This window comes from Paraburkholderia flagellata, from assembly GCF_021390645.1.
Classification (GTDB): Bacteria; Pseudomonadota; Gammaproteobacteria; order Burkholderiales; family Burkholderiaceae; genus Paraburkholderia; species Paraburkholderia flagellata.
Map to the genome: position 1 here is coordinate 1975198 of NZ_JAJEJT010000001.1, position 25451 is coordinate 2000648.

Here is a 25451-nt window from a genome sequence, read left to right on the forward strand (position 1 = left end):
AGGCGTGCGCGCTCACGATCCGCTCTGCGTGTTGTCCGGGTTTTCGGCGCTCTCTTGCGCCGCGCGCGCCGCGGCGGCCGCCGCCGTCCTCGCCCGCGCCCGCTTGCGTGCGAAGCCCGCAGCAAGCAGCAGCAGCACCATCACCGCGACTGCGATGCTCGGCAGACCCCAGCCCGCCCAGTGCCGCGTGAGCCACGCGCGCTGATCGTCCGTCGGCGGCACACCGCCTGGGTACTGCGTGTCGAAGGTCTTGAGCACGCCGCTCGCGTCGACGATGGCCACATCGCCCTGCTGCAATTGCATGCCGGGTCGCAGAACGGGTGCATCACCCACGCTGCGGTACACGATGCCAGGGGTCGTGCCGGAGCGCACCACCTGAATCAGGCCGAGATTCCCGAGGCCCGACATGTCGACGAGCGTCGAGCCGCCGCGCGCCTTCAGCGTGAGGCGGCCGCCCGCGAAGCTCGCATGGCCCGCCTCGCTGTCGAGCGCGACATCGGCGGCGAGGAACGGGTCTTTCGGTTGCGCGCTCTGGCCGTTCGGCACCACCGTGAGCGTCGCGCGCGTGGGTGCGACGCCCGCTGCGTTCGCGAGCCGCGCCACGCGCGGCAGCGTCGTCACCGGGTCGGCCAGATAAGCGTCGGGCACGAGTACGTCGGCAGTGCGCGAGAAGCGCGCCACCATGCCCGTGAAGTTTTCGCCAAGTGGTCCCTGGCCGATGACCAGATGGCTACCCGGCAGGACAGCCGCGGGATAGCCCTGCTCGCGCGGGCGGCAACCGCCCGCCGGCTGGCGCTGGAACAACACGCGCAGCGTGTTGGTGGTGCCGAGCGCATAGACCGGAATGTCCGCACTCACACGTTGCGCGTGACCGTCGGTGTCGAGCAGATGCGAGCCGATCAGCACGCCGTTGAAAAAGATCGACGCCGTCTGGCCATTGCGGTCCGCTGCGGGCGCCGCAGCCAGATCGAGGACGACGCGGCGCGGAATCCGCCCGTCGCCCGAGACGGCCGCGAGATCGAAGTTGGCCTCCCATGCCGCACTCGTCAGCACATCTAATGTTCCCGGTGTGCCACCGATCAGCGAAAGTGCGATCCGGTCGCTCGAGCCGCCCGCGCTCAGGTTCGGCGACGCGGCAAGCTCGTGCACGACGAGCCGGCGCGACACGTCGATGCCGCTCCACGTGCGCGAAAGCGCGCTCACGCCGATGTCGTCGCCGACCACCACCGTGGGCAGGCCGCCCAGATGCGCGAGGCGCAATTCGCCCTTCTCGAACGGCGTGGCAAGCGCGCCGCCGGAATGCGTGCGCCATGCATCGAAGGCGCTCGCGGCATCGGCGGATGCGGTTAGCACTTCGCCGCGCAACGCATCTAGCGCTGCGCCCGCCTGCGCGCGCAGCGCGTCGTCGGCGACCACGACGTTGGGCGCGAAAGCCCCCGCCGGCGCGAGCGCGATGAGCGCGCCCAGTTCCGCAGCATTCGCGATCTTGTGCGAGCCGCCCGCTGCGAGCGCGGCGAACGCGGGCACCGCCTGCAATGCAGCCGGGACCTGCACGGTGCCGAGATTCACGGTGTCGCCCACCGCGGGCATGCGCGTCGTGACGGGCGTCGCGCCGCCGCGCATCAGCAAAGCTTCGAGCCGCCACGCCACGTCATATGCCGCGGCGTCGAGCTTGCCGCCGCTCACGAGCACCACGGGCTTCGCAGGCAGCGCGCTCCACGCGGTGCGCACGTCGTTCACGGCGGAGGTGTCGAACTGATACGTGAGGCGCGTGGTGGGCGCGACCTTCCAGACATTGCCGATCGCCGTCTGGTCCGTGCACACGTTTTCGTTGAGCACCGACGACCATTGCAGCCCCACGCGCACGAAGCCCGAAGGGCGCGGTGCGCCATCCACGCCGATGCTGAGCGATCCGTCGCCCTGCGCGTCCGTGACGTTGCGCGCCTGCACGGGCGAGCCGTCGAGCGAGAGCAGGAAGGTCGTGCGCCCGCCGTTACCGCGCAGATATCTCGCGTCGAGCTGCAGCGTCGCGTTGCTGATCGGCAAGCCCGCGGGCACCGGCAGATAGAGCTCCTGAGCCGCGTCGGGCGCGCGCAGCACGACCGGGTCGCGCACGCCGAGATCGGCCAGCGACACAGTTCGCGATTCCACGCGCCCGGCTCCGAGCTGCGAGAACGCCTGGGCCAGGTCGCCAGGTGCCGCGTACGCGCCGTGGCCCAGCGCCGCGAGTAGCGCTGCGGCCACATACGCGCAATACGCCGCGCCCACGCCCTTGCGCCCCGCTGCGCCCACTTGCCGGATCGGATCGAATCTCACGTGTCATGCCTCATGGTGTCGGCGCGGCGGCGCAACCGCCGCGCGGCGGTTCTTGCCATCCCGCCTTTGAATTGCACTGATTGCCTGGCACTGCGATACAACTGATACGTCGGCATCGAATCGGCGTCAAGACGCCGATTCGGCCTCGTCCGCCTCGCCGGGATCTGGCCGCATGGCGACCACCGGATGCCGGTAGCCGGGCAGTTCGCGGCTCGGAAACGGCTCGAACGGCTTGCCGGTGAGAGCCGCGACAATGCGCTCCGAAGCGTGCCCGTCGCCGTAGGGATTGACGCGCCTCGCATAGGCGCGCCGCTCGTCTTCGTTCTCGACGAGTTCGAGCACCGCGCGCACGATCGCCGCACGGTCGGTGCCGATGAGCTTCACGGTGCCAGCAGCGAGCGCTTCGGGACGTTCGGTCACGTCGCGCATCACGAGCACGGGCTTGCCGAGCGCGGGAGCCTCTTCCTGCACGCCACCCGAATCGGTCAACACGATCGCCGCGCGCTGCATGAGGCGCACGAACTCGGGGTAGTCGAGCGGATCGGTGAGATGAACGTTGGGCGCGTTGCCGAGCGTGGCGAGTACGGGGCCGCGCACGTTGGGATTCAGATGCACGGGATAGACGATCTGCATCTTGCCGGAATGCGCGAGCGCGGCGAGTGCCGCGCAGATATGCTCGAAGCCTTCGCCGAAGCTCTCGCGACGATGCCCGGTGACGAGGAGCAACGGGCGGCCGGTGTCCGCGGGTTCGAGAAACGGAAATTGCGCATCGAGGCGCTCGCGCAACGCAGCATCGTGGTCGAGCCGCTCGCACATGAGATGCAGCGCATCGATCACGGTATTGCCCGTCACGACCACGCGCCCGCCCAACGCCTCCGCTTCGAGATTCGCCCGCGAGCTTGCGGTGGGCGCAAAGAGCAGATCGCTCACGACGTCCACGACGCGCCGGTTCATTTCCTCGGGCCACGGCTCGAACAGATTGCCGGTGCGCAGCCCCGCCTCCACGTGCCCAACCGGTATGCGGCGATGAAAGGCGGCAATGGCGCCCGCCATGCTCGTCAGCGTATCGCCGTGCACGAGCACGCGCTCGGGCTGCTCGGCGGCGAGCACGTCGTCGAGCCCGGCAAAGAGGCGCCCGGCGAGACCGTTGAGCGTCTGGTTCGCGGTCATCGCACCAAGGTTGTGTGCGGGCACGATGCCGAATAGATCGAGGACCTGCTGCAGCATGGTCTGATGTTGCCCCGTCACGCAGACGATGGACTGCACGCCGGGTTCCGCTTCAAGACGTTTGACGAGCGGCGCCATCTTGATGGCTTCGGGCCGCGTACCGAATATCGACAGAATGCGCACAGGCAGGTTTCCGGTTAGCTGGAGTGTCCGGGCGCCGCGGCGTTGCCCGCATGCGACGCCCCCTATTACCGACTGTCTTCATGCCGTTGGCGCCGGCCATCTTGTTTTGCCGCCGCCAGGTCCAAGGCGGCGAAGGGGCCGGTCAGCCGTACTCTACCCGCTTAATTAAACCGTTGCGCGCATGCGTGCCGTGCCCCGACGGCCGCGGCCGATCGGTCACGCCGCGATTATTCAACGATTCGATATGGACCAGGTAATAATTGCGCCAGACGAGACGTAACGGATATCGAAGCCGCGTTCGTTCATACGCGGAGAATGAACGATAGCTAACGATTCGACGCTGCGTCACACACGTCGCATTTTGCGCGGGTTCGAAGTAAGCTCGTGCGGCGATGGCGATCTCTTCTGGATCACGACGTGCACGCACGGCGACACCGGTCAAAGGCTTCTGGCAAGACCCCTGTCACGGCGGCACGCAACCGTGAAAAAATCGCGTGCATTAGCCACCAGCAAAAGAACAGCGATATGGACGACCTGATATTCGACGCCTTCGATGCGTCGCAACTCATTCCCGGCTTCCATGCGCCGGCGTTGCCCGTCGAGCGTCCGGACCGTGAGACGCTCGACGCCGCCGAGCACAACACGCGCCACTGGACGAGCCGCGCAAGTGGTCCGCTTACGCCCGGCACCGACGTCCACCGCGACGAAATGTGCCGCATGTTCCGCGAGACCTTCAATCCTTACCGGCCCGCGGTGCTCGATTGGCCGCACCTCGAGCCGGCGGCGCTCAAGCGCGTCACCGATCTGCCCATCTGGGACATCGCCGTGCAAACCGAAGGCCGCGCGCGCCTGCGCATGGCCGCCTACGCCGCCTCGCTCGACGACGCGGTGATGCGCGACGCGCTCGCGCTCAATGCGTGGGAGGAGAACCGCCACAAGGAAGTGCTCTCGCGCATGGTGGCGGCGTACGGCATCAAGCTCGCGAGCGAGCCGCCCTACGTCTACCCTAAGGACGCCGAATGGGCTTACCTCGTGACAGGCTACAGCGAATGCGTGGACAGCTTCTTCGCGTTCGGCCTCTTCGAAGTGGCGCATCGCTCGGGCCTCTTTCCGCCCGATCTCATCGACACCTTCGAGCCCGTCATGCAGGAAGAATGCCGCCATATCCTGCTGTTCGCGAACTGGGTCGCCTGGCACCGCGCCCGGCTTTCCTGGTGGCAACGCATTCGCTTCGAGCTGAAAGTGGCCGGCGTGTGGGCTTTTCTGGCGTGGGAACGCATTGGCCTCGCGCGAACAATGGATGCCGAAGGCAACGAGCACAAGCACGACAACAACTTCACGATGAACGGCGCGCAGCAGGTGACGGACGTGGACATCAGCGTGCCGGAACTCATGCGCCTGTGCCTCGCCGAAAACGACCGGCGATTCTCGGGCTACGACACGCGTTTGCTGCGGCCGGAAACCATGCCGCGCCTCGTGCGCTTCGCACTGCGCTTCGTGCGCGACAAGAAGAACTGACACTCCCTCTCGCCTCGACGCGCGCCGCTTCGTTCGAATCGACGATTGCGGCGCGCCTGGCTTTCGTTTCACGCTTCACGCCCATGCAGGTTGCGCCGCGCCGCTTCAGCGCGCTCGAAGAACACCTTCCACAAAGCTGAATTCCGCGCGGCTCACGCGTCTGTCACAGTGACGAAAGCATTGTCCCTATCGAGGAGAAAGAGCTTGAAAATTCTGGTGCCCGTCAAGCGCGTGGTCGATTACAACGTAAAGGTTCGTGTGAAGTCGGACGGCACGGGCGTGGATATCGCCAACGTGAAGTTTTCGATGAACCCGTTCGATGAAATTGCGGTTGAAGAAGCGGTGCGTCTGAAAGAAGCGGGCGTGGCGACCGAGGTCATCGCCGTTTCGTGCGGTGTTTCGCAGGCCCAGGAAACGCTGCGCACGGCCCTCGCTATCGGTGCGGATCGTGCCATTCTGATCGAGTCGAACGACGATCTGCAACCGCTCGCGGTGGCGAAGCTTTTGAAAGCGCTCGTCGATAAAGAGCAGCCGTCGCTCGTTATTCTCGGCAAGCAGGCCATCGACGACGATTCTAATCAGACCGGGCAGATGCTCGCTGCTCTCGCGAATCTGCCGCAAGCGACGTTTGCTTCGAAGGTGGTCATCGCAGACGGTCGAGCCACGGTCTCGCGCGAAGTGGATGGCGGCGCGCAGACGCTGTCTTTGAAGCTGCCCGCTGTCGTGACGACCGACTTGCGCCTGAACGAACCGCGCTACGTCACGCTGCCGAACATCATGAAGGCGAAGAAGAAGCCGCTGGAGACGATCCAGCCTTCCGATCTGGGCGTCGATGTCGCGCCCCGTCTGAAGACGCTGAAAGTTGCCGAACCGGCGAAGCGTAGCCCAGGCGTGAAGGTGCCGGACGTTGCGGCGCTAATCGAGAAGCTGAAGACCGAAGCCAAGGTGTTGTAAGGGGAACTGAGAGAAATGACGAATCTGGTAATAGCCGAACACGACAATCAGTCGATCAAGGCAGCGACGCTAAACACCGTTGCAGCAGCACAGAAAATTGGTGGCGACGTGCATGTGCTGATCGCGGGCCACAACGCGCAGGCCGCTGCCGACGCTGCCGCGAAGATTGCAGGGGTGGCGAAGGTATTGCTCGCCGACGCGCCGCAACTCGAACAGGGTCTCGCAGAGACCGTCGAAGCGACGATCCTCAATATCGCAAGGACCTACTCGCACATCCTTGCGCCCGCAACGGCATCGGGCAAGAACGTCACGCCGCGCGTTGCCGCGAAACTCGACGTCGCGCAGATCAGCGACATCACCGCTGTGCACAGCGCCGACACGTTCGAGCGCCCCATCTACGCGGGCAATGCGATCGCGACGGTGCAATCCCAGGACGCGATCAAGGTCATCACGGTCCGCACAACGGCGTTCGACGCAGTTGCAGCAACGGGCGGTAACGCAGCCGTCGAAAAGATCGAAGCCGCAGCAGACAGCGGCCTCACGCAGTTCGTCGGCCGTGAAGTCACGAAGCTCGACCGCCCGGAACTCACGAGCGCGAAGATCATCGTTTCGGGTGGCCGGGGTCTCGGCAGCGGCGAAAATTATACGAAGGTGCTGGAGCCGCTTGCGGACAAGCTCAATGCCGCACTTGGCGCATCGCGGGCGGCAGTCGATGCGGGCTACGTACCGAACGACTACCAGGTCGGCCAGACCGGCAAGATCGTCGCGCCGCAACTGTATGTCGCGGTGGGCATCTCGGGTGCGATCCAGCATCTCGCTGGCATGAAGGACTCGAAGGTCATCGTCGCGATCAACAAGGACGAAGAGGCACCGATCTTCAGCGTGGCCGATTACGGTCTGGTGGGCGACCTGTTCACAGCCGTGCCCGAACTCGCTGGCGCAATCGGCTAATACCGCCGCGACTCTGGCAGCAAAAGATAAAGGCGCCTTCGTGAAAACAAAGGCGCCTTCCTGGTTGACTTCGCCACCGCAACATCAGCGAAATCGACAAGCGTTCAAACACCCAGAATCCGCCGCGCCTTGAGGATCACCGGCATGTCCACCATCTTGCCGTCGAGCGCCACGGCCGCCCCGCCGCTCGCCTGCACCGCGTCGAGTACGCGCTGCGCCCATGCGCGCTCCGCCTCGGTCCATGCGTACGCGCGATGTACAGGCTCGATCTGCTTCGGGTGAATGCAAAGCTTGCCGCCGTAGCCGAATCGCCGCCCGCGACGCGCTTCCCGCTCGAGCACCTCTGCATCGTCGAATACGGTGGAAACGCCGTCGACGGGCGCCGCAATGCCTGCAAGCCGCGAGGCCAGCACGATCTGCGAGCGAAACGCGTCGAGTTCCTCGCCGTCGCCGTCGATGCCCATATCCACCTGAAAGTCGAGCGTGCCGAACGCCACGCGCAGCACGCCTTGCGCGCCACACAGCGCACTCAGGCCCGCGATGCCGCGCGCGGTTTCCACGATCGGCAACACATGCAGCGCGCCGTGCGCGCCTGAGCGTACTGCCGCGACCTGGTCCGCGCTTTCCGCCTTCGGCAGCATGATGCCCGCTACTCCCGCATGCCCGCCAAGCGCGGCGGCATCATCGGCGAACCAGGGCGTGTCGGTGCCGTTCACGCGCACCCACATGGGGCGCGCAGCGTCCAGTGCCGCGAGCACGGCGTCGCGCGCCGCGCCCTTCTCCGCAGGCGGAACCGCATCCTCCAGATCGACGATCACGGCATCGGCACCTGCGCCGCGCGCCTTTTCGAAGCGCTCGGGACGGTTGCCCGGCACGAAGAGATACGAACGGGAAAGCGCCGCGCTCATGCGCTCGCTCCTTCGCCGAACAGCGAGCCTACGCGCTGCGCCTCGGCAATCCCCCACGCTGCGCCGAGCAGGCGCTGCGCGTCGCTTTCGCTGGCTGCGCCCGAAAATGCCGCGAGGCGCACGAACTTCGCGGCAATCTCGTCTCGCGAGAGCGTATTGCCCGGGTCGCCCTTCGGCTCATCCACGCGCCCCTGCAACGTGCGGCCGTCGCGCGTCGTGACGCTCACCTTGCCGATCCAGCGGGCGGGATATGCGCGGTCCACTTCATCGTCTAGCGCCATCGTCACGCGTTCACGAAATGCGGCGATATCGTCCGCCGAATAGTCGCGCTCGAACTCGTTCACGCCCGCGTAGCCGCGCCAGGCGACGAGGCCAAGCACGGTTCCCATGTTGAATTTCGCCTGGTGAACGGTGCTCGGCACGACCACGCTGCCGAGCACGTCGATCGCTCCCTGATGCACATGCGCTGTCACGCTCGCGATATCGCCGGGATTCAGACGGTGCGCTTCGATCACGGACAGCAGCGCGTCGGCGGCCGGATGCGTGTGGCGGCACGCGGCGTGATACTTGAACGACGTTTCGACCGTGGCCCAACGCTCGCCCAGGCGATCGACCAACTTTGCGGGATCAGCGTCGCTCGACATGCCCGCCGCCATGCCCTGTGCGCCTTCGAGAATGCGCTGTGCGCCGCGAAAACCGTCCGCCGCGAGTTGGGCAGCCATCAGGCCGTTCGCGGCCGCCATCGCCGTGTGCAGTTGCTTCGAATCGGCCGCGTCGCGCAGGAACTCCCACAAGCCGCTCGCCTGCGTGCCTGCCGAGCCGAACGCGTCGAGCATCTGTTCGGGCGTGAGCTTGAGCAGTCGGCCCGCCGCGGCAGCAGCCGCGATCGTGCCCACGGTGCCGGTCGTGTGAAATATCTTGTAGTGCGAACGACCCATGAATTCGCCTACCCGTATGCCCACTTCATAGCCCGCAACCGAGGCTGCGATGAACTCCTGCCCCGAAGCGCCCAGCGCCTGCGCGAGCGCGAGCGTCACCGGGAACACTACAGTAGCCGGATGCAGCACCGACCCGTTGTGCACGTCGTCCTGCTCGACGAAATGCGAAGCGGCGCCGTTGGTCATGGCGGCAAAGTACGCCGTGGTGGACGTGCGATCGATGATGACGTCGCACGCACCCTGCGTTTCGGGCGCACCGCGCGCAGCGCGCGCGAAGCGCGCGATCGTCTCAACCGGTCGCGCGCCCTTGCCGCCCAGCGCGGAGCCGAGCCAGTCCACATAGAGATTGACGGTACGCTCGATCACATGAGGCGGTATCGAATCGAAGCGCAGTTGCGAGGCGAAGGCCGCGAGCGCGCGGCTGGGATGATCTGTCATGGCAGCGTAGTTCAGTGAGGTCGGTTTGCGAGGCGCGAGGCGCGATCAGATTGCTCCGGCTTCGCGCAACGCACCGATACGCGCCGCGTCAAAGCCAAGATCACGTAAAATTGATTCGGTATGCTGACCGAGTGCAGGCACGGCATCCATGCGTGCATCGAATGCGCCCGGTGCGCCCGGCGGCAACAACGCCGCGACGGTTCCCGCCGAAGTCTGCACCTCGCGCCAGCGCTCGCGCGCCTGCAGTTGCGGATGCGCCCACACATCGGCCATCGTGTTCATCTGGGCATTGGCGATGCCGGCGCGATCGAGCCGTTCGATGACCTGCGCCGCGCTCAGCTTCGAAAACGCTCCGACGATCAGCTCGCGCAATTCCGCTCGACGCGCCGAACGCTGCGAATTCGCGGCAAAGCGTTCGTCGGCGGCAAGCTCAGGCTGCAACAGCACGTGCTCGCAAAAGAGCTTCCATTCGCGGTCGTTCTGCAGGCCGAGCATCACCGACTTGCCGTCGCCAGCGGGAAACGGCCCATACGGGTAGATCGTCGCGTGCGAGGCGCCTGCGAGCGGCGGCGGCGATTGCCCGTCGATCGCGTAGTAGAGCGGATAGCCCATCCACTCCACCATGCTCTCCAGCATCGAAACATCAATGCGACACCCGCGGCCGGTGCGTCCGCGCATCAGCAACGCGCTCAGGATGTTCGAGTAGGCATACATGCCCGCAGCGATGTCCGCAATCGAGCAACCCGCCTTCGCCGGCTCGCCGGGCGACCCCGTAATGGAAAGAAAGCCCGATTCGCTCTGGATCAGCAGATCATAGGCCTTGCGATCGCGGTAGGGACCGTCGTCGCCGTAACCGGAGATATCGCACACGATCAGCTTCGGGTAGCGCTCGCTCAAGTCCTCGTAGCTGAGTCCAAGCCGCGCCGCCGCGCCAGGCGCCAGATTCTGCACGAGCACGTCGGCATCGGCGAGCAACATGTCCAGGATCGGCGCGGCCTCCTTGTGCTTCACGTCGAGCGACAGGCTTTCCTTCGAGCGGTTCGTCCACACGAAGTGCGACGCGAGGCCATGCACGCGCTCGTCATAGCCGCGCGCGAAGTCGCCCACGCCGGGCCGCTCGATCTTGATGACGCGCGCGCCGAGATCGGCAAGCTGGCGCGTGCAGAACGGCGCGGCAATCGCATGTTCGAGCGTGACGACCTTGATACCGTCGAGTGGTCTCATGGCGCGCGCCTCCGGTCAGAACGAACGCGGCAGCCCGAGCACATGCTCCGCCACGTACGAGAGGATCAGGTTGGTCGAAATCGGCGCGACCTGGTAGAGGCGCGTTTCGCGGAACTTGCGCTCCACATCGTATTCGCAGGCGAAGCCGAAACCGCCGTGGAATTGCAGGCAGGCGTTCGCGGCTTCCCAGGAGGCATCGGCGGCGAGCAGCTTTGCCATGTTGGCCTGCGCGCCGCAGGCCTCGTGCGCGTCGAAGCGGCGCGCGGCCTCGAAGCGCATCAGGCTCGCCGCTTCGACGTTGACGAAGGCGCGGGCGATGGGAAACTGCACGCCCTGGTTCTGCCCGATAGGCCGTCCGAACACGATGCGCTCCTTCGCATAGGCGCTCACCTTGTCGATGAACCAGTAGCCGTCGCCGATACATTCCGCCGCGATCAGCGTGCGCTCGGCGTTCAGGCCGTCGAGGATGTACTTGAAACCCATCCCCTCCTCGCCGATCAGGTTTTCCGCCGGGATCTCGAGGTTATCGAAGAAGAGTTCGTTGGTCTCGTGATTGACCATGTTGAGAATCGGCTGCACGGTGAGGCCATGGCCGACGGCTTCGCGCAAATCGACCACGAAAATCGACATGCCTTCGGACTTCTTCTTCACGTCGGCGAGCGGCGTGGTGCGCGCAAGCAGGATCATAAGGTCCGAATGCTGCACGCGAGAAATCCACACCTTTTGCCCGTTGATCACGTAGCGGTCACCCTTGCGCACGGCCGTGGTCTTGATCTTCGTGGTGTCGGTGCCCGTGGTGGGCTCGGTCACGCCCATCGATTGCAGACGCAGTTCGCCGCTCGCGATCTTCGGCAGATACTTGCGCTTTTGCTCGGCCGAGCCATGGCGCAGGAGCGTGCCCATGTTGTACATCTGGCCGTGGCAAACGCCCGAGTTACCGCCTGAACGGTTAATCTCCTCCATGATGACCGATGCCTCGGTCAGGCCCAGGCCCGATCCGCCGTACTCCTGAGGAATCAGCGCAGCGAGCCAGCCGGCTTTCGTGAGGGCATCGACAAATTCCTCGGGATAGCCGCGCGCCTCGTCGATCTTGCGGAAATATTCGCCGGAAAACTGCTGGCACAGATCGCGTACGGCTTCGCGGATGTCCTGGAACGAATCTTGTTGCGTGGTTTGCATGATCGATGTGAATTCGCTATGAATGTTCGTGTTGCCGATCAGGCCAGCGTTGCGGTGGCCTGCATCGTCAGATAGCCGTCGTGGTCTTTCGCCCAGAGTTCGACCGAGCGCGCGTCGTCCGCAAGCTTTCCGCACAGCGTGAACGCGTTGCCCGCGAACGTGGGCCGTACCGCGCGAAACGCGAAGGTCGCGATCGTGGCGTCGGGCCGCTCACGGTGCACGAGGTCGAGCAGCAGTGTGGCGATGAGCGGGCCATGCACGACGAGGCCCGGATAGCCCTCTTCCTGCGTGACGTACGGGAAATCGTAGTGAATGCGATGACCGTTGAAGGTCAGCGCGGAATAGCGAAACAGCATGAGTGCGCTGGCCGTGAGCGTGCGCGACCATGTCTCGCCTTGCGGCGCCACGATGGGCTTCGGCGCGCTCGCACCGGGCTGCGGCGCGTCGCGATAGACGATGTCGTGCTCTTCCTCGATGCACAACTCCCCGCCGCTCTCGTAGCGATGCTGCACGGTCACGAACACGAGACGGCCGCTACGGCCGGTTTTGTCCTCGATGTTCGCGATGGTGGACGTGCGCGCGGCGTCACTGCCCGCGCGCAGTGGCGCGTGAAAGGTCAGGCGGCCGCCTGCCCACATGCGGCGCGGCAGTTCGACCGGTGGCAGGAAGCCGCCGCGTTTCGGGTGTCCATCGGGACCCGCCTCCGCGAGCGGAGAGACGGGCAGAAAATAGAGCCAGTGCCACAGCGGCGGCACGGCGCTATCGGGCGCTTCGCGATCGAGTGTGGCGGCAAGCGCGCGCAGCGGAAAGGCGGTGATGTCGTCGGTGAGTGTTTCGCTCTTGTCGAGCCACGCACTGAGCGATGGCGTTTGCAATTGCGGCATGGCGTTTCTCCGTTGCGAGACGAGTTGCCATACTATGAACGGCTCACGCAGTTTCGCGAAGTTGCCTTTGCCGAATCTGCCCTTTCGCTTTCGTTAATCCCCCGACCATTGCATTGCTGCGCGATCCTTGCGCGAGGCTTTCAACCAGGGCCGCGTGCTGGCCTCACGCTTCACCGCGCAGATGGGCGGAGGCTTCGTCTTCCACGCGCTGCCACAACTCGAACGACATGGGGCGCTCGCCTTCTTCGAGCAGATGGCCAACCAGGCCAATCGCGCGCGCCATCACACCGAAGCCGCGCACGATGCGCCACGGAAAGCCGAATTCGCAGCAAATCGCACCGATTGCGCCTGTCGCGTTGATCGGCAGGGCTTTGCCCGATGCACGCTCGGCCTCGGCGCCAATCAACTGCATGAGCCTCACGTAGCGCCCCGACATGCCGTTTTGCGCGGCCAGTTCGAAAAGGCGCGGCGTGCGGGGATCGATGGGCTTGTGCAATGGATGACCGAGCCCGGGGATCGGCGTGCCGCGAGCGCGCCATGCGGCGACCGTATCGACAGCAAGTTTCTCCAGGTCGTCGCAGTGGCCGTCATAAGGCAGCGTTTCGGAGAGCATGCGGCACGCGCCTTCCATGCTGCCGACGAACACCGAGCCAAGTCCACATAGCCCTGCCGCGACGGCAGCCTGCAGCGATTCGGGCGCGCCTGCATACGTCATGCGCGCGGCGATGGCGCTGGGCGTCATGCCGTGCTCGACTAGCGTGATCACGATGGCGTTGAACATCGCGGACTGCTGCGGCGTGGCGGTCTTGCCGGTGAGTTGCAGAAACGCGAAGTCGCCGAGATTCATGTGGCCGAGCACTTCGTCGGGCAGGCTCTTGCCGCGTACGACGATACGATCGGGCGTGCTGTACGCAATATCGGAGCGCACGAGCGGTTTCGGTTGACGGGCCATAATCGTGATTCCTTCGTTATACAGAATAGCGTTCAGCGCAGTTGTGCGCGGCCATGATTGAGCACGAGCACATCGCGTTCCAGCACGCGCGCGCGAAAACTCACCTCGCTGCCGTCGCGCCACATCTCGGTGCGGATCGTCTCGCCCGGATAAACCGGCGCGGTAAAGCGCGCGTGAAAAGCCGCGAGGCGTTGCGGGTCGCTGGCGCACAGCGTCTTGAGCACGGCATGCGCGGCCACCCCCCACGTGGCGAGTCCATGCAGGATGGGCCGCTCGAAACCCGCCGCGCGTGCAACCTGCGGGTCGGCATGCAACGCGTTGTCGTCGCCGCACAGGCGGTAAATCAGCGCCGTTTCCGGGCGCGTAGGCAGATCGCAATGATGATCGGGCGCGCGCTCGGGCATCGGCGGCGGCGGCGCGGGCGCATCGTCGCTCAAGCCGTTGCTCTCGCTGAAGCCGCCATCGCCCCGGCAGAACGTGAGTTGCGTGACGGTGGCATACAGTTCGCCGCTGGCCTTGTCCGTAATGCTACGCTGGATTTCGAGCAGCGCGCCTTTGCCCGCGCCTTTATCGACCACGCGCGTGATGCGCGAACGGCCGATGACGGTCGCGGCCGGCGGCAATGGCTTGTGCATCACGAGGCTCTGCTCGCCGTGCAAAAGCCGCACCCAGTCGATGCCCGAGCGCGGGTCGCGCGCCCAGAAGCCAGGAAAGCCGAGCACGACGGCAAGCGTCGGCGGCACGCGCAACTCCTTTTCGTAGACGAATGCCAGGTCGTCCGAATCAACGGGATTCGCGCCGTATCCGACGGCCAGGCTGTAGAGCATGGCGTCGCGCGCGGTATAGGTCTGCTCGACGTCCTTGAACGGCCAGTTACGCAGGGTGTGATAGTCGATCGTCATGGCAGTGTGCTCAGTGGGAGATCAGGCATCGCCGGCAGGCCACTTGAAGAGCGGATCGGCCTTCTCGCGAAAGCGCCTCACGGCTTCACGATGAAATTCAGTCGTAAACGCAATGCCTTGCGCCGCCGACTCGATTTCGAGCATCGCGCGCAGGTCGCTTCCAAGCGACAGGTTCAGCGCACGCTTGGCGAGGCCGAAAGCAATGGGAGACGCTGACGCGAGGCTGGCCGCGATCTGCTCGGCCCGTACATGAAGCATTTCCGGTTCGACCACTTCGAGCACCGCGCCCATCTCCTTCGCCTCGGCAGCGCGCATCTCGCGCGCCGTAAAGACGAGGTCCTTCGCGCGCGCGAGTCCTACCACGCGCGGCAGCGTATAGAACGCCCCGCAATCGGGCACGAGGCCGACTTTCATGAAAGGCATGCAAAAACGTGCGCGCGTGCTGGCAATCACGAAGTCGGCAGCGAGTGCGAAACTGAAACCCGCGCCGTAGCACACACCATCCACGGCCGCGATCACCGGGCGGTCGAGGTCGATCAGCATGCTCACCCAGCCATGCAAGTCGTCGATGCGATCGCGTCCCGCCTCGGCGCTCGTCACGCTCATGCCGCGTACATCGCCGCCCGAGCAAAAGTCATTGCCCGCGCCGCGCAGAATGACCGCACGCACATTGCGGTCGGCACGTATGTGCTGCACGGCTTCGAGCAGTTCCACCCGCATTTCGCCGTTGAGCGCGTTCTTGGCCTCCGGGCGATTGAACGTGAGCGTCGCGACCCCCGCCTTCTGCTCTACCCGTAAAGTCTTTTCGCTCATGCGCTCACCCCGGCGTTCGCGAGTTCAGCGAGCGCCTTGTCGAGCGCAGTGATGAGATGCACAGGCTCGACGCTCGCGAACTCCACGTCGGGACGCGCGAGAAATCCTTCGATATGCGCCGCGCACGCCTCGCGCGTGGCGGCGAGTCCGGTGAACCCGTCTTCGAGCCAGGCAACCGAAGCCAGCGGACGCGGGTGCCAATCGCCATTCACGATCGCCTTGACCACCGTGCCGTCACGCACGAGCAGGCTCAGCCAGATCAGCCCAGCCGGCGCCTTTTCGCGTCCGCGCACGATACGGTCTCCCGTCAGGCTGATCGGGCTGTAACGCGTCGCCTCGCTTTTTTCATGGAACCAGCTTTCCTCGTGGAGTTCGCGTTCGTATTGCTGCGCGAACACGAGTTCTTCGCTGCCGAGTGCGCCGGACTCGAGGGCCACTTCACCGAACGTGCGGCGAACACAGGCCGTCACCCACGCGGTCAATTCATCGGCGCTCACTTCGCGACCCAGTTCCTGCTCCAGGTACGTGTAGCGCGAGCCGAGATCCTTGTGCTTCTTGTCCTTGACCTTCTCGGGCGCCATGGGCATCGCGCGCGCCGCGATCGCCGTATCGATCGCCTTTACGTTGAGCAGAATGCGGAACGTCAGCACGCCGCCTTCGATCTTGAGCGAAGTGGCCACGAGCTTGCGTCCGTCGATCTCGACATCGTTGAGCGGACGGTAAGCGGCCTGCAGGCCGAACACATCGCGCAGCGCTTGCGCGACGTGGCCAAGTATCGTGGGGAACGCCTGCGCCGCCGTTTGGGGCACGCCGGGCAGGCCGATCGGCAGATAGAACGCGAGAAATGCCGAACCGCGCCCCGCATAGATCGCGCCCCCGCCGCTCACGCGCCGCCGCGCGACTACGTCGTTGGCGCGGCAGAACAGCAGATCGAGCACCTGGTTCGGATCTTCGTTCACACCTACGGTAATGCTGTCTTCGTTGAAGACGTTCAGATAGACCGTGGGTGGCGCGAGATTTTCGGCGACGGCGCGCTCGACGGCGGGCGACACCGAAATCGAGAAGTCCGCATAGCTGTGGCCGCCTACGACGAGGCGCCACGGTGCCTGGGTGTTCGTTGCGCTTGCATTCATGTTGTTTGTCTCCGTTGATCTTCTACGAGCGTCGCGCCTTCGATCTTCTCCACAATCTCGACCGCGTCCGCATGTATCAGCGTCTGACGCTTGAAGCGCTCCGCAATGGCCTCAATGACGCAACCCGCCACCGCGCCTTCCACCTGTAGCGTGAGATGGTCGCCACCATGTTCCTTGCTGCCGACCACGAGCCGGTATGCACCCGTCGCGCCCTCCACGCCCAGCAGCAAAGTCTTCAACTCGGATGGATAAACCTTCACGCCCTTGATCTTCACCATCGAATCGGCGCGGCCGAACACAACGCGCGGCAGCGACACCGTGCGCCCGTGCACCGGCGCGGTCCGTTCGAGCACGGTGAGATCGCCGGTGCGGTAGCGCACGAGTGGCTGCAGTTCTTTCTTCAGATGCGTGAGCACGAGTTCGCCACGCTCGCCTTCGGCAACCGGCATGCCGGTGTCGGGATCGATGACTTCGGCATACAGCAGTTCATCGAACACATGCACGCCCGTACCGCCGGGGAACGTACGCGCAACGGGCAGACATTCGGAAAGCGAGTAACTGTCGATCAGCAATGTGCCCGGCATCGCTTCACGTACTCGCGCGTAAAGCGCGGCATTGCCCGTGAACGCTTCGCCGCCCGCGAAGAACACGCGCGGCACCGGGCACCCCGCTTCGATGAGCTTGAGCGCGTGCGACGGATTGCCGGCCAGCACCGTCACGCCGCATTGCTGCGCGACGCGCGCGGCACGCTCCGTCTCGCCCGGGCCGTGCGGAATGCATGCCACGCCTCGCGCTTCCATCTGGGTCTGATAGAAAAGTCCCGCAACGAAGAGGTGATAACCGAAGGTCACCATGCAGACGTCGCCTGGGCCGATGCCGCATGCGTCGAGATGCTGGCCGCACGCGGCTTCGATCGCGCGCAGATCGGCCGCACTCTGCAGGATCGGCACGAGCGAAGCGCCCATCGGCGTGAGGTGCACGCGAACCGGCGGCACGGCGGGCGCAAACGCGCCGTAGCCCGGACGGTTCATCTCCGCCACGAGTTCGGCACGCGTCATGAGCGGCACGCGCTCGGCGAACTCCGCCGCGCTCGCGACGCTGCACGGCAGACGTCGCTCATAGAACGGGTGCGCTTGCAGCCGCGATAGCTGCGCGTTGAGTGCATCGAGCATCGTCTCCTCCTTTTATATTCAGTAGGAATGCAGAGCGTTTGCACTCACGCCGCACGCTCAAAAATGGCTGCAATACCCTGACCGCCACCCACGCACATCGTTTCGAGGCCATAGCGGCCCTTGCGGCGCTGCAGTTCGTAGAGCAACGTGGTCAGCATGCGCACGCCGGTCGCGCCGATCGGGTGACCGAGCGAAATGCCCGAGCCGTTCACATTCAACCGCGATTCGTCGTGCCAGCCCCAGCCCTTGAGCACCGCGAGCACCTGGCACGCAAAGGCCTCGTTCAATTCGACGAGATCGAGTTGATCGAAGGTTAGCCCGGTCTTTTGCAGCAGTTTTTGCACCGCGGGCACCGGGCCGATCCCCATCGTCGCGGGGTCGCACCCGGCGGCCGCCCAACCGGTCAGATAGCCAAGCGGCGTGAGGCCCAGTTTGTCGAGCTGATCTTCGGCGACGATCAGGCATGCGGCTGCGGCGTCGTTCTGCTGGCTCGCGTTGCCCGCCGTCACCGTGCCGCCTTTCATGAGCGGCTTGAGCTTCGCGAGCGACGCTTCGCTTGCGTCGCCGCGCACACCCTCGTCGCGCGCGAACAATAGCGGGTCGCCCTTGCGTTGCGGCACCGAAACCGGCACCACTTCCTCCGCGAAGCGGCCCGACTCCCATGCGGCCGCCGCGCGCTGGTGGCTGCGCACCGCATAGGCGTCCGCTTCTTCGCGCGTGATGCCGTACTCCTTCGCGAGGTTCTCGGCCGTTTCGATCATTCCCGAGATGTAGCCAAAACGCGCTTCGGGCTGCGAACGTTCGCGGCCACGCTCGAGACGGTCGTGCATCTTCACCGAGCCAGCGCGCGCGCCCCAGCGCATATCGGTCGTGTAGTACTCGATATTGCTCATGCTTTCCACGCCGCCTGCCACGACCACGTCCGCCGCGCCGCTCTGCACCATCATCGCGGCAGTTACGACCGCCTGCAGGCCGCCGCCGCAACGGCGGTCGATCTGCATACCGGGCACCTGCACGGGCAACCCTGCTTCGAGCGCGGCCCAGCGGCCGATGCAAGGCGTTTCGCTGTTCGCGTACGACTGCGCGAAGACCACGTCTTCGATGCGCGCCGGATCCACACCGCTGCGCGCGATGGTTTCGCGCAGCACGGTGGCCGCGAGCGTTTCGACGGAAACGGGGCGCAGGCTGCCGCCGAACGTGCCAACCGGCGTGCGCACCGGTGCGACTATCGCTGCTCTTCTCATTTCGGATTCCTTTTCATGTAGTCTGCTTCTCTGGCGCTTTGCCTTGCGCCTACGCGGCGTCAAGCGGCGAGCGTGTCCCGTCGCGCATGGTGCGCTGCGGCCAACTGTTCGCGCCACTCAGGCGGTGCGATGGCGAGCATGCGCTCGACGCGCTGCGCGAGCGTGAGCCCGCGCAGGTCCGCCACGCCGTGCTCGGTGACGATCACCGCCGCGTCGCTGCGCGGCGTGCTGACCGGTCCGGAAAGACGCGCGACGATGCGACTCCCATGCCGCGTGCTGGACGCGAGCGCAATGATCGCCACGCCCCCTGGCGAGCGCGCCGCGCCGCGCATGAAATCGAGCGCCCCGCCCACTGCGCCGACATAGCGGCCACCGGCGGCCTCCGCATTGACCTGCCCCGTCAAGTCGACTTCGAGCGCCGAGTTGATCGCCACGAAACGATCGAGGCTGCCGAGCACGTCGATATCATGCGTATAGGTTGTGGAACGAAACTGAATCTGCGTATTGCGGTGCGCATACGTATAGACCTTGCGCGTGCCCATCATCGTGCCGGCCACGCTCACGCCTCGATCGCGCGACTTGCGGGCATTCGTCACCACACCGGCCTCGATCAGATCGACCACGGCGTCGCCGATGGTGCCGCTATGCACGCCAAGGTCGCGGCGGTCGTGCAACTGCGCGACGATCGCCTCGGGCAGGGCACCTAGCCCGAACTGAATCGTCGCGCCGTCTTCGATCAGCGAGGCGGCATGCTTTGCAATGCGCCACTCGATGTCGCCAGTCTGCGTAGCCGGCGCTTCCAGCGGCGCGCGGTCGGTGTGGATCAGCGCGTCGAAGTCCTCGGCTCGCAACATACGCTCGCCATAGGTCCAGGGCGCCGCCGCATTCACCTCCGCAATCACCACGCGCGCACTGTCGATCAACGGCACGAGATATTCATGCGCAATCGAGAGGCTGTAGCGGCCCGCTTCGTCCGCGGGGGCGACTTGCAGCAGCAACACGTCGATGCGATTCGAACCGCTAGTCAGCACGCTGCGAAACTGCGAGTAGTGACACGGCAGGATGTCGAGTACGCCCTCGCGTTCGAGCCGCCGGTTGGTACCCGATGCGCCATAGGCCACGAAGTCGACGCAATCGGCATACGCAGGGTCGAGCGTTTCGGACCACGAAGCGCCCACGAACACGCGAAATCGACCGCCTACCACCTTACGCTGCGCCATCAGCATCGCGGTGAGCGTGCACGGCTCGGCGCCGCACTGGCCCCATGCAACCGTGTCGCCCGCACGCACGTACTCCGCGAAATCGAGCTGCGCGGCATCGACCTGGCGTGCCGCGCGCGGGCCGCGCGTCATCAGACGGGGTCCCAGCTGAAGACGTCGGCCGATACATCGAGCGTGTGGAACGACTTGCGCAGCGCCGGCATGGCATGCTCGGCGATCGTCTCCGGCGTCCAGCCCTCGCCGCGATGCACCGAGCGCACGGGGCGCGGCTGACTCATCAGGAAGATTTCGTTGTTGCGGACCGCGAAAATCTGGCCCGTCACGTCGGCGGCCTGCTCACTGGCGAGGTAGACGGCGAGCGGCGCGATCTTCGCGGGCGTCATCTGCTTGATCTTGGCAACGCGCGCTTCCTGCTCCGGCGAATCGATTTTGATCGAGTTGATCATGCGGCTCCAGGCGAACGGCGCGATGCAGTTCGAACGGACACCGAACTTTTCAAGATCAAGTGCAATGGATTTCGAAAGGCCCGCAATGCCGAGCTTCGCCGCGCTGTAGTTGGCCTGCGCAAGATTGCCGATCAGGCCCGACGTGGACGTCATATGCACGAACGCCCCGCTGCGCTGTTCCTTGAAGTGGTCGGCTGCGGCGCGCGAGACATAGTACGAGCCGTAGAGGTGAACCTTCAGCACGGCGTCCCACTCTTCTTCGCTCATCTTGTGGAAGAAGCGGTCGCGCAGGATGCCCGCGTTATTCACCACGCAATCGATGCGCCCGAACACGTCCAGCGCGTTCTGCACGATGCGCCCGGCGCCTGCGGCGTCGGCCACGCTGTCGGTGTTCGCGGTGGCCTGCCCGTCGAAAGACTTGATCTCGTTTACCACGGCCTGCGCGGGGCCGTCGTTGTGGCCCTCGCCGGTGAGCGAGGCACCCACGTCGTTCACCACGACTTTCGCACCGTGGCGCGCCATCATGAGCGCGATGTCGCGGCCAATGCCCCCGCCTGACCCCGTCACCACCACGACCTTACCGTCCAGCATTCGTTGCGTCGTCATCGTTTTCGCTCCTCCAGCCCGCTGTGCGCCGGGCATTCATTCGAATTGAATCGTTATGCGGCAAGCTGTGCCGTTCGTGTTGCAGCTTGACGCATCGGGTACGCCTGCACAATTTGGATATGCCGAACGCCCGTTTCGGCCAGGATTAACCCGTACTATCGCTAATGGCGTGCATTGCGCTGCGGCGCAATAATGCTCAGAGTCTGCTCGTCGCCAGGGTTTCACGCGTCCCTCAAGCAAACGAGCAGGCAGACGTAGGCAAGAAAACCCGCTGAAATTGGAGTCACGGCAAGTCAACCCATGCATTTCGATCTCGTCGACCTGAAGCTCTTCACCCACGTAGCCGAGGCGAGCAGCCTCACACGCGGCGCGGAACGCGCGCACCTTTCGCTGCCCGCGGCGAGCACGCGCATCAAGAATCTTGAAGAACAGGTGGGCGTGAAACTCTTGAGCCGCACGAGCCAGGGGGTCACGCTAACGGGGCCCGGCGAGACGCTGCTCGCGCATGCGCGGCGAGTGCTCAAGCAACTCGAGCAACTCACGGGAGACCTGCAAGAGTACTCGCAGGGCGTGAAGGGCCATGTCCGCGTGTTTGCGAACACGACGGCGATGAGCGAGTTCCTGCCCGCCGTGCTGCGCACCTACCTCATCAATCATCCCGACGTGTACGTGGACATTCACGAGCGTCTTTCGCCCGACATCGTGCGCGCCGTGCAGGACGGTACGATCGATATCGGCATCGTGGCCGGCAATGTGCGCACCGAGGGACTGCAGGTGCTGCCCTACCGGCGCGACCGCCTCGTGCTCGTCACGGCGCTCAGCCACCCGCTTGCGCAAGCGAGCGAAATCGCATTTGCCGACACGCTCGACTACGACTTCATCGGGCCGCCCGATGAAAGCGCGATTTTCTCGTTCCTCAAGCGCGCCTCATCGGATTTGCAGCGCACGATCCGCTGGCGCATCCAGATCGGTAATTTCGAGGCCGCGTGCCGCATGATCGAGGCGAACATCGGCATTGGTGTACTGCCCGAGGGCACGGCGCGCCGCCACGCGCAAACCATGTCGCTGAAGATCGTGCCGCTCACCGATGAATGGGCCGTGCGCAAACTGCAGATCTGCATGGCCGACCGCGACGCGCTGCCGCTTTTCGCGCGCAAGCTCGTCGATCTGCTGGTGGCCGACGGCATCGGCAGACTCGAATAAATCCATGACGCGGCGCGCGTGCTGCGCGCCGCGCCTCATGCTTACCGGCCGCCCGCCGCGCGAATCATGTTGCGCGCAATGACGATCTGCTGGATCTGGCTCGTGCCTTCGTAAATACGGAAAATGCGCACGTCGCGGAAGAAACGCTCGATGCCATAGTCGGACATATACCCGGCGCCGCCGAAGATCTGCACCGCACGGTCGGCCACACGCCCGCACATCTCGGATGCAAAGAGTTTCGCACACGCGGCTTCCGTACTCACGTTCTGGCCTGCGTCGCGGCGGCGCGCGGCGTCGAGCACCATGCAGCGCGCCGCATAGAGTTCCGTCTGGCTATCCGCGAGCATGGCTTGCACGAGCTGGAACTCGGCGATCTTCTCGCCGAACTGCTCGCGCTCCATCGCGTAGCGCAGCGCGTCGTCGAGCATGCGCTGCGCCACGCCCACGCAAATCGCGGCGATATGGATGCGTCCCTTGTCGAGCACCTTCATCGCTGTCTTGAAGCCCACGCCCTCCTTGCCGCCGATGATGTTTTCCACGGGCACCTTCACGTCCTCGAAGATGACGTCGCACGTATGCGCGCCGCGCTGCCCCATCTTCTTGTCGCGCTTGCCGAAGCTGATGCCCGGCGTTTTCGCATCGACGATGAACGAGGTGATGCCGCCCGCGCGCGGTTCGTCGGGGTTGGTGCGCGCCATCAACGTGAACATGCCGGCCTGCGGCGCATTCGTGATGAACCGTTTGGTGCCGTTCACGACGTAATGGTCGCCGCGCCGCTCGGCGCGTGTCTTGATCGATGCGGCGTCAGAGCCAGCGCCCGGCTCCGTGAGCGCGAAGCTTGCGATGATCTCGCCGCTTGCAAGCTTTGGCAGCCACGTGGCCTTTTGCTCTTCGGTGCCGTCGATCACGATGCCCTGCGAGCCGATGCCCACCGTCGTGCCGATGATCGAGCGAAATGCTGGCGAGGTCTTGCCCAGTTCGAACATCACGAGCACCTCTTCTTCCATCGTGAGATCGAGGCCGCCGTATTGCTCCGGTATGGTCAGGCCAAAAAGGCCCATGGCCTTCATGTCGTCGACGATATCGGCCGGAATCTCATCCGTTTCGGCTACGCGCTCTTCGTTCGGCACGAGACGCTCTCGCACGAAGCGCGCGACGTTGTCGAGCAGAACGTTCATCGTTTCCTGGTCGCGAATCATGGTGTATGCCCTGCAATCGTTGATCGGGCGGCACGGCGCCGCCCGTGAGAAGGAAAAAATCAGGAATGCTCAGCGAGCGCGCGTGGCGCGTTTGGCCATTTCGCGCAGCGGCTGCTTTTGCAGCTTGCCGCTCGCCGTGGTCGGGATCATGTCGATGGTCACGATTTCCGAGGGCCGCTTGTAGGCCGAGAGCCGCTCGCTCAGGTAGTGTGCGAGATCGGCTGAGTCGATCGTCGCGCCCTCCTTCGCTTCCACGAAGGCCACGACTTCCTCGTTGCCATCGGCGTCGCGCCGCCCCACCACCGCGCTCTGACGCACCGACTCATAGGTGTTGATGACCGACTCGACCTCGATGGGATAGACGTTGAAGCCCGAGCGGATGATGAGATCCTTCGAGCGCCCCACGATGAAGAGCGCGCCGTCTGCGTCGAGCCGCCCGAGATCGCCGGTCTTGAGCCAGCCTTGCGCGTCGAGCACTTCGGCGGTCAGTCCCGGCTCGCGATAGTAGCCATGCATGACGCCGGGGCCTCGCACCCACAGTTCACCCGCTTCGCCGCGCGGCGCATCCTCGCCGTCGTGCCCGACCACGCGCAACTCGGCGCCCTCGACGATCTCGCCTGCGGAGACGTCCTTGCGCGGACGCTCCATGCGCGTGATGAAGAGCGAGCCCGCGTACTCGGTCATGCCGTAGCCGTGATGCAGCGGCATGCCGAAGAGCGTTTCGACCTGCTGCTTGAGCGTGGGATCGAGCGGACCGCCGCCCGTATAGAGGTAGCGCAGACGCGGCGCGTGCACGGTACCGCCATGCTCACGCACATAGGCGACGATGCGCGTGAAGAGCGTAGGCACGCCCTGAAGAATGGAGATTTCGGCAGCGCCGAGCGCCTTCACGACCTCCTCCGCCGAAAAGCGCGCCGCGAGATGCAGGCTCGCGCCCGCCTCGAAGGTGGCGAGCAGAAGCGTGGCGAGGCCGAAGATATGCGACATCGGCATGACCGCGTACGCGCAGTCCGCCTGCGTCATGTCGCGCGACGTGGCCGAGACATGCGCGAAATGCAGCAAGCCGCGATGCGTGGCCATCACGCCCTTGGGCTGGCCCGTCGTGCCCGACGTATAGATGAGCACCGCGACCTCGTGCGCGAGCGCTTCGGCCTCGCGCACGGCGTGGGTGTCGGGTGCGGCCATCATGAGCGGCCCGAGTCCGGCGGGTGCGATTTCGCGCGCGCGATAGCGCACGCCGTGACGCAGCGCGTCAGGCGACGCACCGTGCGTAAACAGCATGAGACGCGGCCCGCAATGCGCGCGGATCGCCTCAATCTCGCGCTCCGAAAGCCGCGCGTTGACCACGGCCGGCCACGCGCCGATTTCCGAAAGCGCGAACAGCAGCGTCACCACGGCCGAGCAGTTTTCGGCCACGATGAGCACGCGATCGCCCACGTCCACGCCCTGCTCGCGCAAAAACCGCTGCGCCTGCCCAACGTCACTCCAGAGTTGCCCGAAGCTCGTCACCCTTGTTTCTTCGCGAATCGCGACGGCCTCGGGCGACACCTCCGCCCAGTGCCGCGCAATATCGCTGATCTTGCGCGCCGCTCGCCTCACCACTGCCACCTCCCGTCGTTGCTCTTTGACTGCGTACGGCGCGCCTTGGCACGCCGCATCGCGACAGGTATCAGTGTGGTTCAGGCGCGGCCTGCCAACAATTCGTTTTCGATAAAGCCGGCATTCGTCTGCCGAGAAGTCGGAATTCACCCCGATGGCCGGGGCTTCGAGGCGATTGCCGCCTCGGTCCGCACGGGCGCTCAGTGCCCACCGGTAACGCGGGCGAGGCGTCTGCGCGCGGTCGCGGCGGCGCGATCCGCGCACAGGCTCGCGGGCGCAGCCCACACGCCGTCACCGCCGTG

At 65.2% G+C, this 25451-nt stretch carries 22 protein-coding genes; 4 read left to right on the forward strand and 18 right to left on the reverse strand.

Annotated elements, in window-relative coordinates; translation table 11 throughout:
- Positions 1–12: 12 nt before the first annotated feature.
- The 3 genes from L0U83_RS08720 to L0U83_RS08730 form a co-directional block, all read right to left on the reverse strand.
- Positions 13–2316, reverse strand: a complete 2304-nt coding sequence (locus tag L0U83_RS08720) for a cellulose biosynthesis cyclic di-GMP-binding regulatory protein BcsB (RefSeq protein WP_233881932.1) — start codon at positions 2314–2316, stop codon at positions 13–15.
- A 126-nt stretch (positions 2317–2442) separates the two neighbouring features.
- Positions 2443–3666, reverse strand: a complete 1224-nt coding sequence (wecB, locus tag L0U83_RS08725; protein WP_308445028.1) for a non-hydrolyzing UDP-N-acetylglucosamine 2-epimerase — start codon at positions 3664–3666, stop codon at positions 2443–2445.
- Positions 3667–3808: 142 nt separating this feature from the next.
- Positions 3809–4108 (reverse strand): hypothetical protein, encoded by a 300-nt coding sequence (locus L0U83_RS08730; RefSeq protein WP_233881934.1) that lies wholly within the window; start codon positions 4106–4108, stop codon positions 3809–3811.
- 83 nt (positions 4109–4191) lie between these two features.
- On the opposite strand from L0U83_RS08730, the gene L0U83_RS08735 reads away from it, so the two are divergent.
- The 3 genes from L0U83_RS08735 (at position 4192) to L0U83_RS08745 (ending at position 7089) form a co-directional block, all read left to right on the forward strand.
- A complete protein-coding gene (locus tag L0U83_RS08735; protein WP_233881936.1) occupies positions 4192–5184 on the forward strand; it encodes a ferritin-like domain-containing protein in 993 nt (330 codons plus the stop codon).
- 204 nt (positions 5185–5388) lie between these two features.
- On the forward strand, positions 5389–6138 hold the full coding sequence (locus tag L0U83_RS08740) for an electron transfer flavoprotein subunit beta/FixA family protein (RefSeq protein ID WP_233881938.1): 750 nt from the start codon (positions 5389–5391) through the stop codon (positions 6136–6138).
- Positions 6139–6153: 15 nt separating this feature from the next.
- Positions 6154–7089: an electron transfer flavoprotein subunit alpha/FixB family protein gene (locus L0U83_RS08745; protein ID WP_233881940.1), complete on the forward strand. Its 936-nt coding sequence runs from the start codon at positions 6154–6156 to the stop codon at positions 7087–7089.
- 104 nt (positions 7090–7193) lie between these two features.
- On the opposite strand, the gene L0U83_RS08750 is transcribed toward L0U83_RS08745, so the two are convergent.
- The 13 genes from L0U83_RS08750 to L0U83_RS08810 all read right to left on the reverse strand — a co-directional run bounded on the left by L0U83_RS08750 (position 7194) and on the right by L0U83_RS08810 (position 21133).
- Positions 7194–7997 carry an HpcH/HpaI aldolase/citrate lyase family protein gene (locus L0U83_RS08750; RefSeq protein ID WP_233881942.1) on the reverse strand — a complete coding sequence of 268 codons (804 nt, stop codon included), beginning with the start codon at positions 7995–7997 and terminating at the stop codon, positions 7194–7196.
- On the reverse strand, positions 7994–9373 hold the full coding sequence (locus L0U83_RS08755; RefSeq protein ID WP_233881944.1) for an MmgE/PrpD family protein: 1380 nt from the start codon (positions 9371–9373) through the stop codon (positions 7994–7996). Before L0U83_RS08755 ends, L0U83_RS08750 begins: the two co-directional genes overlap by 4 nt.
- Before the next feature lie 45 nt (positions 9374–9418).
- On the reverse strand, positions 9419–10597 hold the full coding sequence (locus L0U83_RS08760; RefSeq protein WP_233881946.1) for a CaiB/BaiF CoA transferase family protein: 1179 nt from the start codon (positions 10595–10597) through the stop codon (positions 9419–9421).
- Between the two features lie 15 nt (positions 10598–10612).
- On the reverse strand, positions 10613–11776 hold the full coding sequence (locus L0U83_RS08765) for an acyl-CoA dehydrogenase family protein (protein WP_233881948.1): 1164 nt from the start codon (positions 11774–11776) through the stop codon (positions 10613–10615).
- A 38-nt stretch (positions 11777–11814) separates the two neighbouring features.
- Positions 11815–12660 carry an HTD2 family dehydratase gene (locus L0U83_RS08770; protein ID WP_233881950.1) on the reverse strand — a complete coding sequence of 282 codons (846 nt, stop codon included), beginning with the start codon at positions 12658–12660 and terminating at the stop codon, positions 11815–11817.
- A 163-nt stretch (positions 12661–12823) separates the two neighbouring features.
- Positions 12824–13612: a citryl-CoA lyase gene (locus L0U83_RS08775; RefSeq protein WP_233881952.1), complete on the reverse strand. Its 789-nt coding sequence runs from the start codon at positions 13610–13612 to the stop codon at positions 12824–12826.
- 32 nt (positions 13613–13644) lie between these two features.
- A complete protein-coding gene (locus L0U83_RS08780) occupies positions 13645–14514 on the reverse strand; it encodes a MaoC/PaaZ C-terminal domain-containing protein (RefSeq protein WP_233881954.1) in 870 nt (289 codons plus the stop codon).
- 21 nt (positions 14515–14535) lie between these two features.
- Positions 14536–15327 (reverse strand): enoyl-CoA hydratase/isomerase family protein, encoded by a 792-nt coding sequence (locus L0U83_RS08785; RefSeq protein ID WP_233881956.1) that lies wholly within the window; start codon positions 15325–15327, stop codon positions 14536–14538.
- On the reverse strand, positions 15324–16460 hold the full coding sequence (locus tag L0U83_RS08790; protein ID WP_233881958.1) for a lipoate--protein ligase family protein: 1137 nt from the start codon (positions 16458–16460) through the stop codon (positions 15324–15326). Before L0U83_RS08790 ends, L0U83_RS08785 begins: the two co-directional genes overlap by 4 nt.
- Complete coding sequence (locus L0U83_RS08795) at positions 16457–17632, reverse strand: phenylacetate--CoA ligase family protein (protein WP_233881960.1); 1176 nt, start codon at positions 17630–17632, stop codon at positions 16457–16459. Before L0U83_RS08795 ends, L0U83_RS08790 begins: the two co-directional genes overlap by 4 nt.
- A gap of 44 nt (positions 17633–17676) precedes the next feature.
- Positions 17677–18876: an acetyl-CoA C-acetyltransferase gene (locus L0U83_RS08800; protein WP_233881962.1), complete on the reverse strand. Its 1200-nt coding sequence runs from the start codon at positions 18874–18876 to the stop codon at positions 17677–17679.
- A 59-nt stretch (positions 18877–18935) separates the two neighbouring features.
- The gene (locus L0U83_RS08805; RefSeq protein ID WP_233881964.1) at positions 18936–20228 is read right to left on the reverse strand and encodes an acetyl-CoA hydrolase/transferase family protein; all 1293 of its coding nucleotides are present in this window, start codon (positions 20226–20228) and stop codon (positions 18936–18938) included.
- On the reverse strand, positions 20228–21133 hold the full coding sequence (locus tag L0U83_RS08810; protein ID WP_233883816.1) for an SDR family NAD(P)-dependent oxidoreductase: 906 nt from the start codon (positions 21131–21133) through the stop codon (positions 20228–20230). Before L0U83_RS08810 ends, L0U83_RS08805 begins: the two co-directional genes overlap by 1 nt.
- 315 nt (positions 21134–21448) lie before the next feature.
- Between L0U83_RS08810 and L0U83_RS08815 the strand changes: the two genes are divergently transcribed.
- Positions 21449–22351: a LysR family transcriptional regulator gene (locus tag L0U83_RS08815; protein ID WP_233881966.1), complete on the forward strand. Its 903-nt coding sequence runs from the start codon at positions 21449–21451 to the stop codon at positions 22349–22351.
- A 41-nt stretch (positions 22352–22392) separates the two neighbouring features.
- Here L0U83_RS08815 and L0U83_RS08820 read toward each other — a convergent pair whose 3' ends face one another.
- Positions 22393–23550 carry an acyl-CoA dehydrogenase family protein gene (locus L0U83_RS08820; protein WP_233881968.1) on the reverse strand — a complete coding sequence of 386 codons (1158 nt, stop codon included), beginning with the start codon at positions 23548–23550 and terminating at the stop codon, positions 22393–22395.
- 69 nt (positions 23551–23619) lie between these two features.
- The gene (locus L0U83_RS08825) at positions 23620–25152 is read right to left on the reverse strand and encodes a class I adenylate-forming enzyme family protein (protein WP_233881980.1); all 1533 of its coding nucleotides are present in this window, start codon (positions 25150–25152) and stop codon (positions 23620–23622) included.
- Positions 25153–25451: the final 299 nt, after the last annotated feature.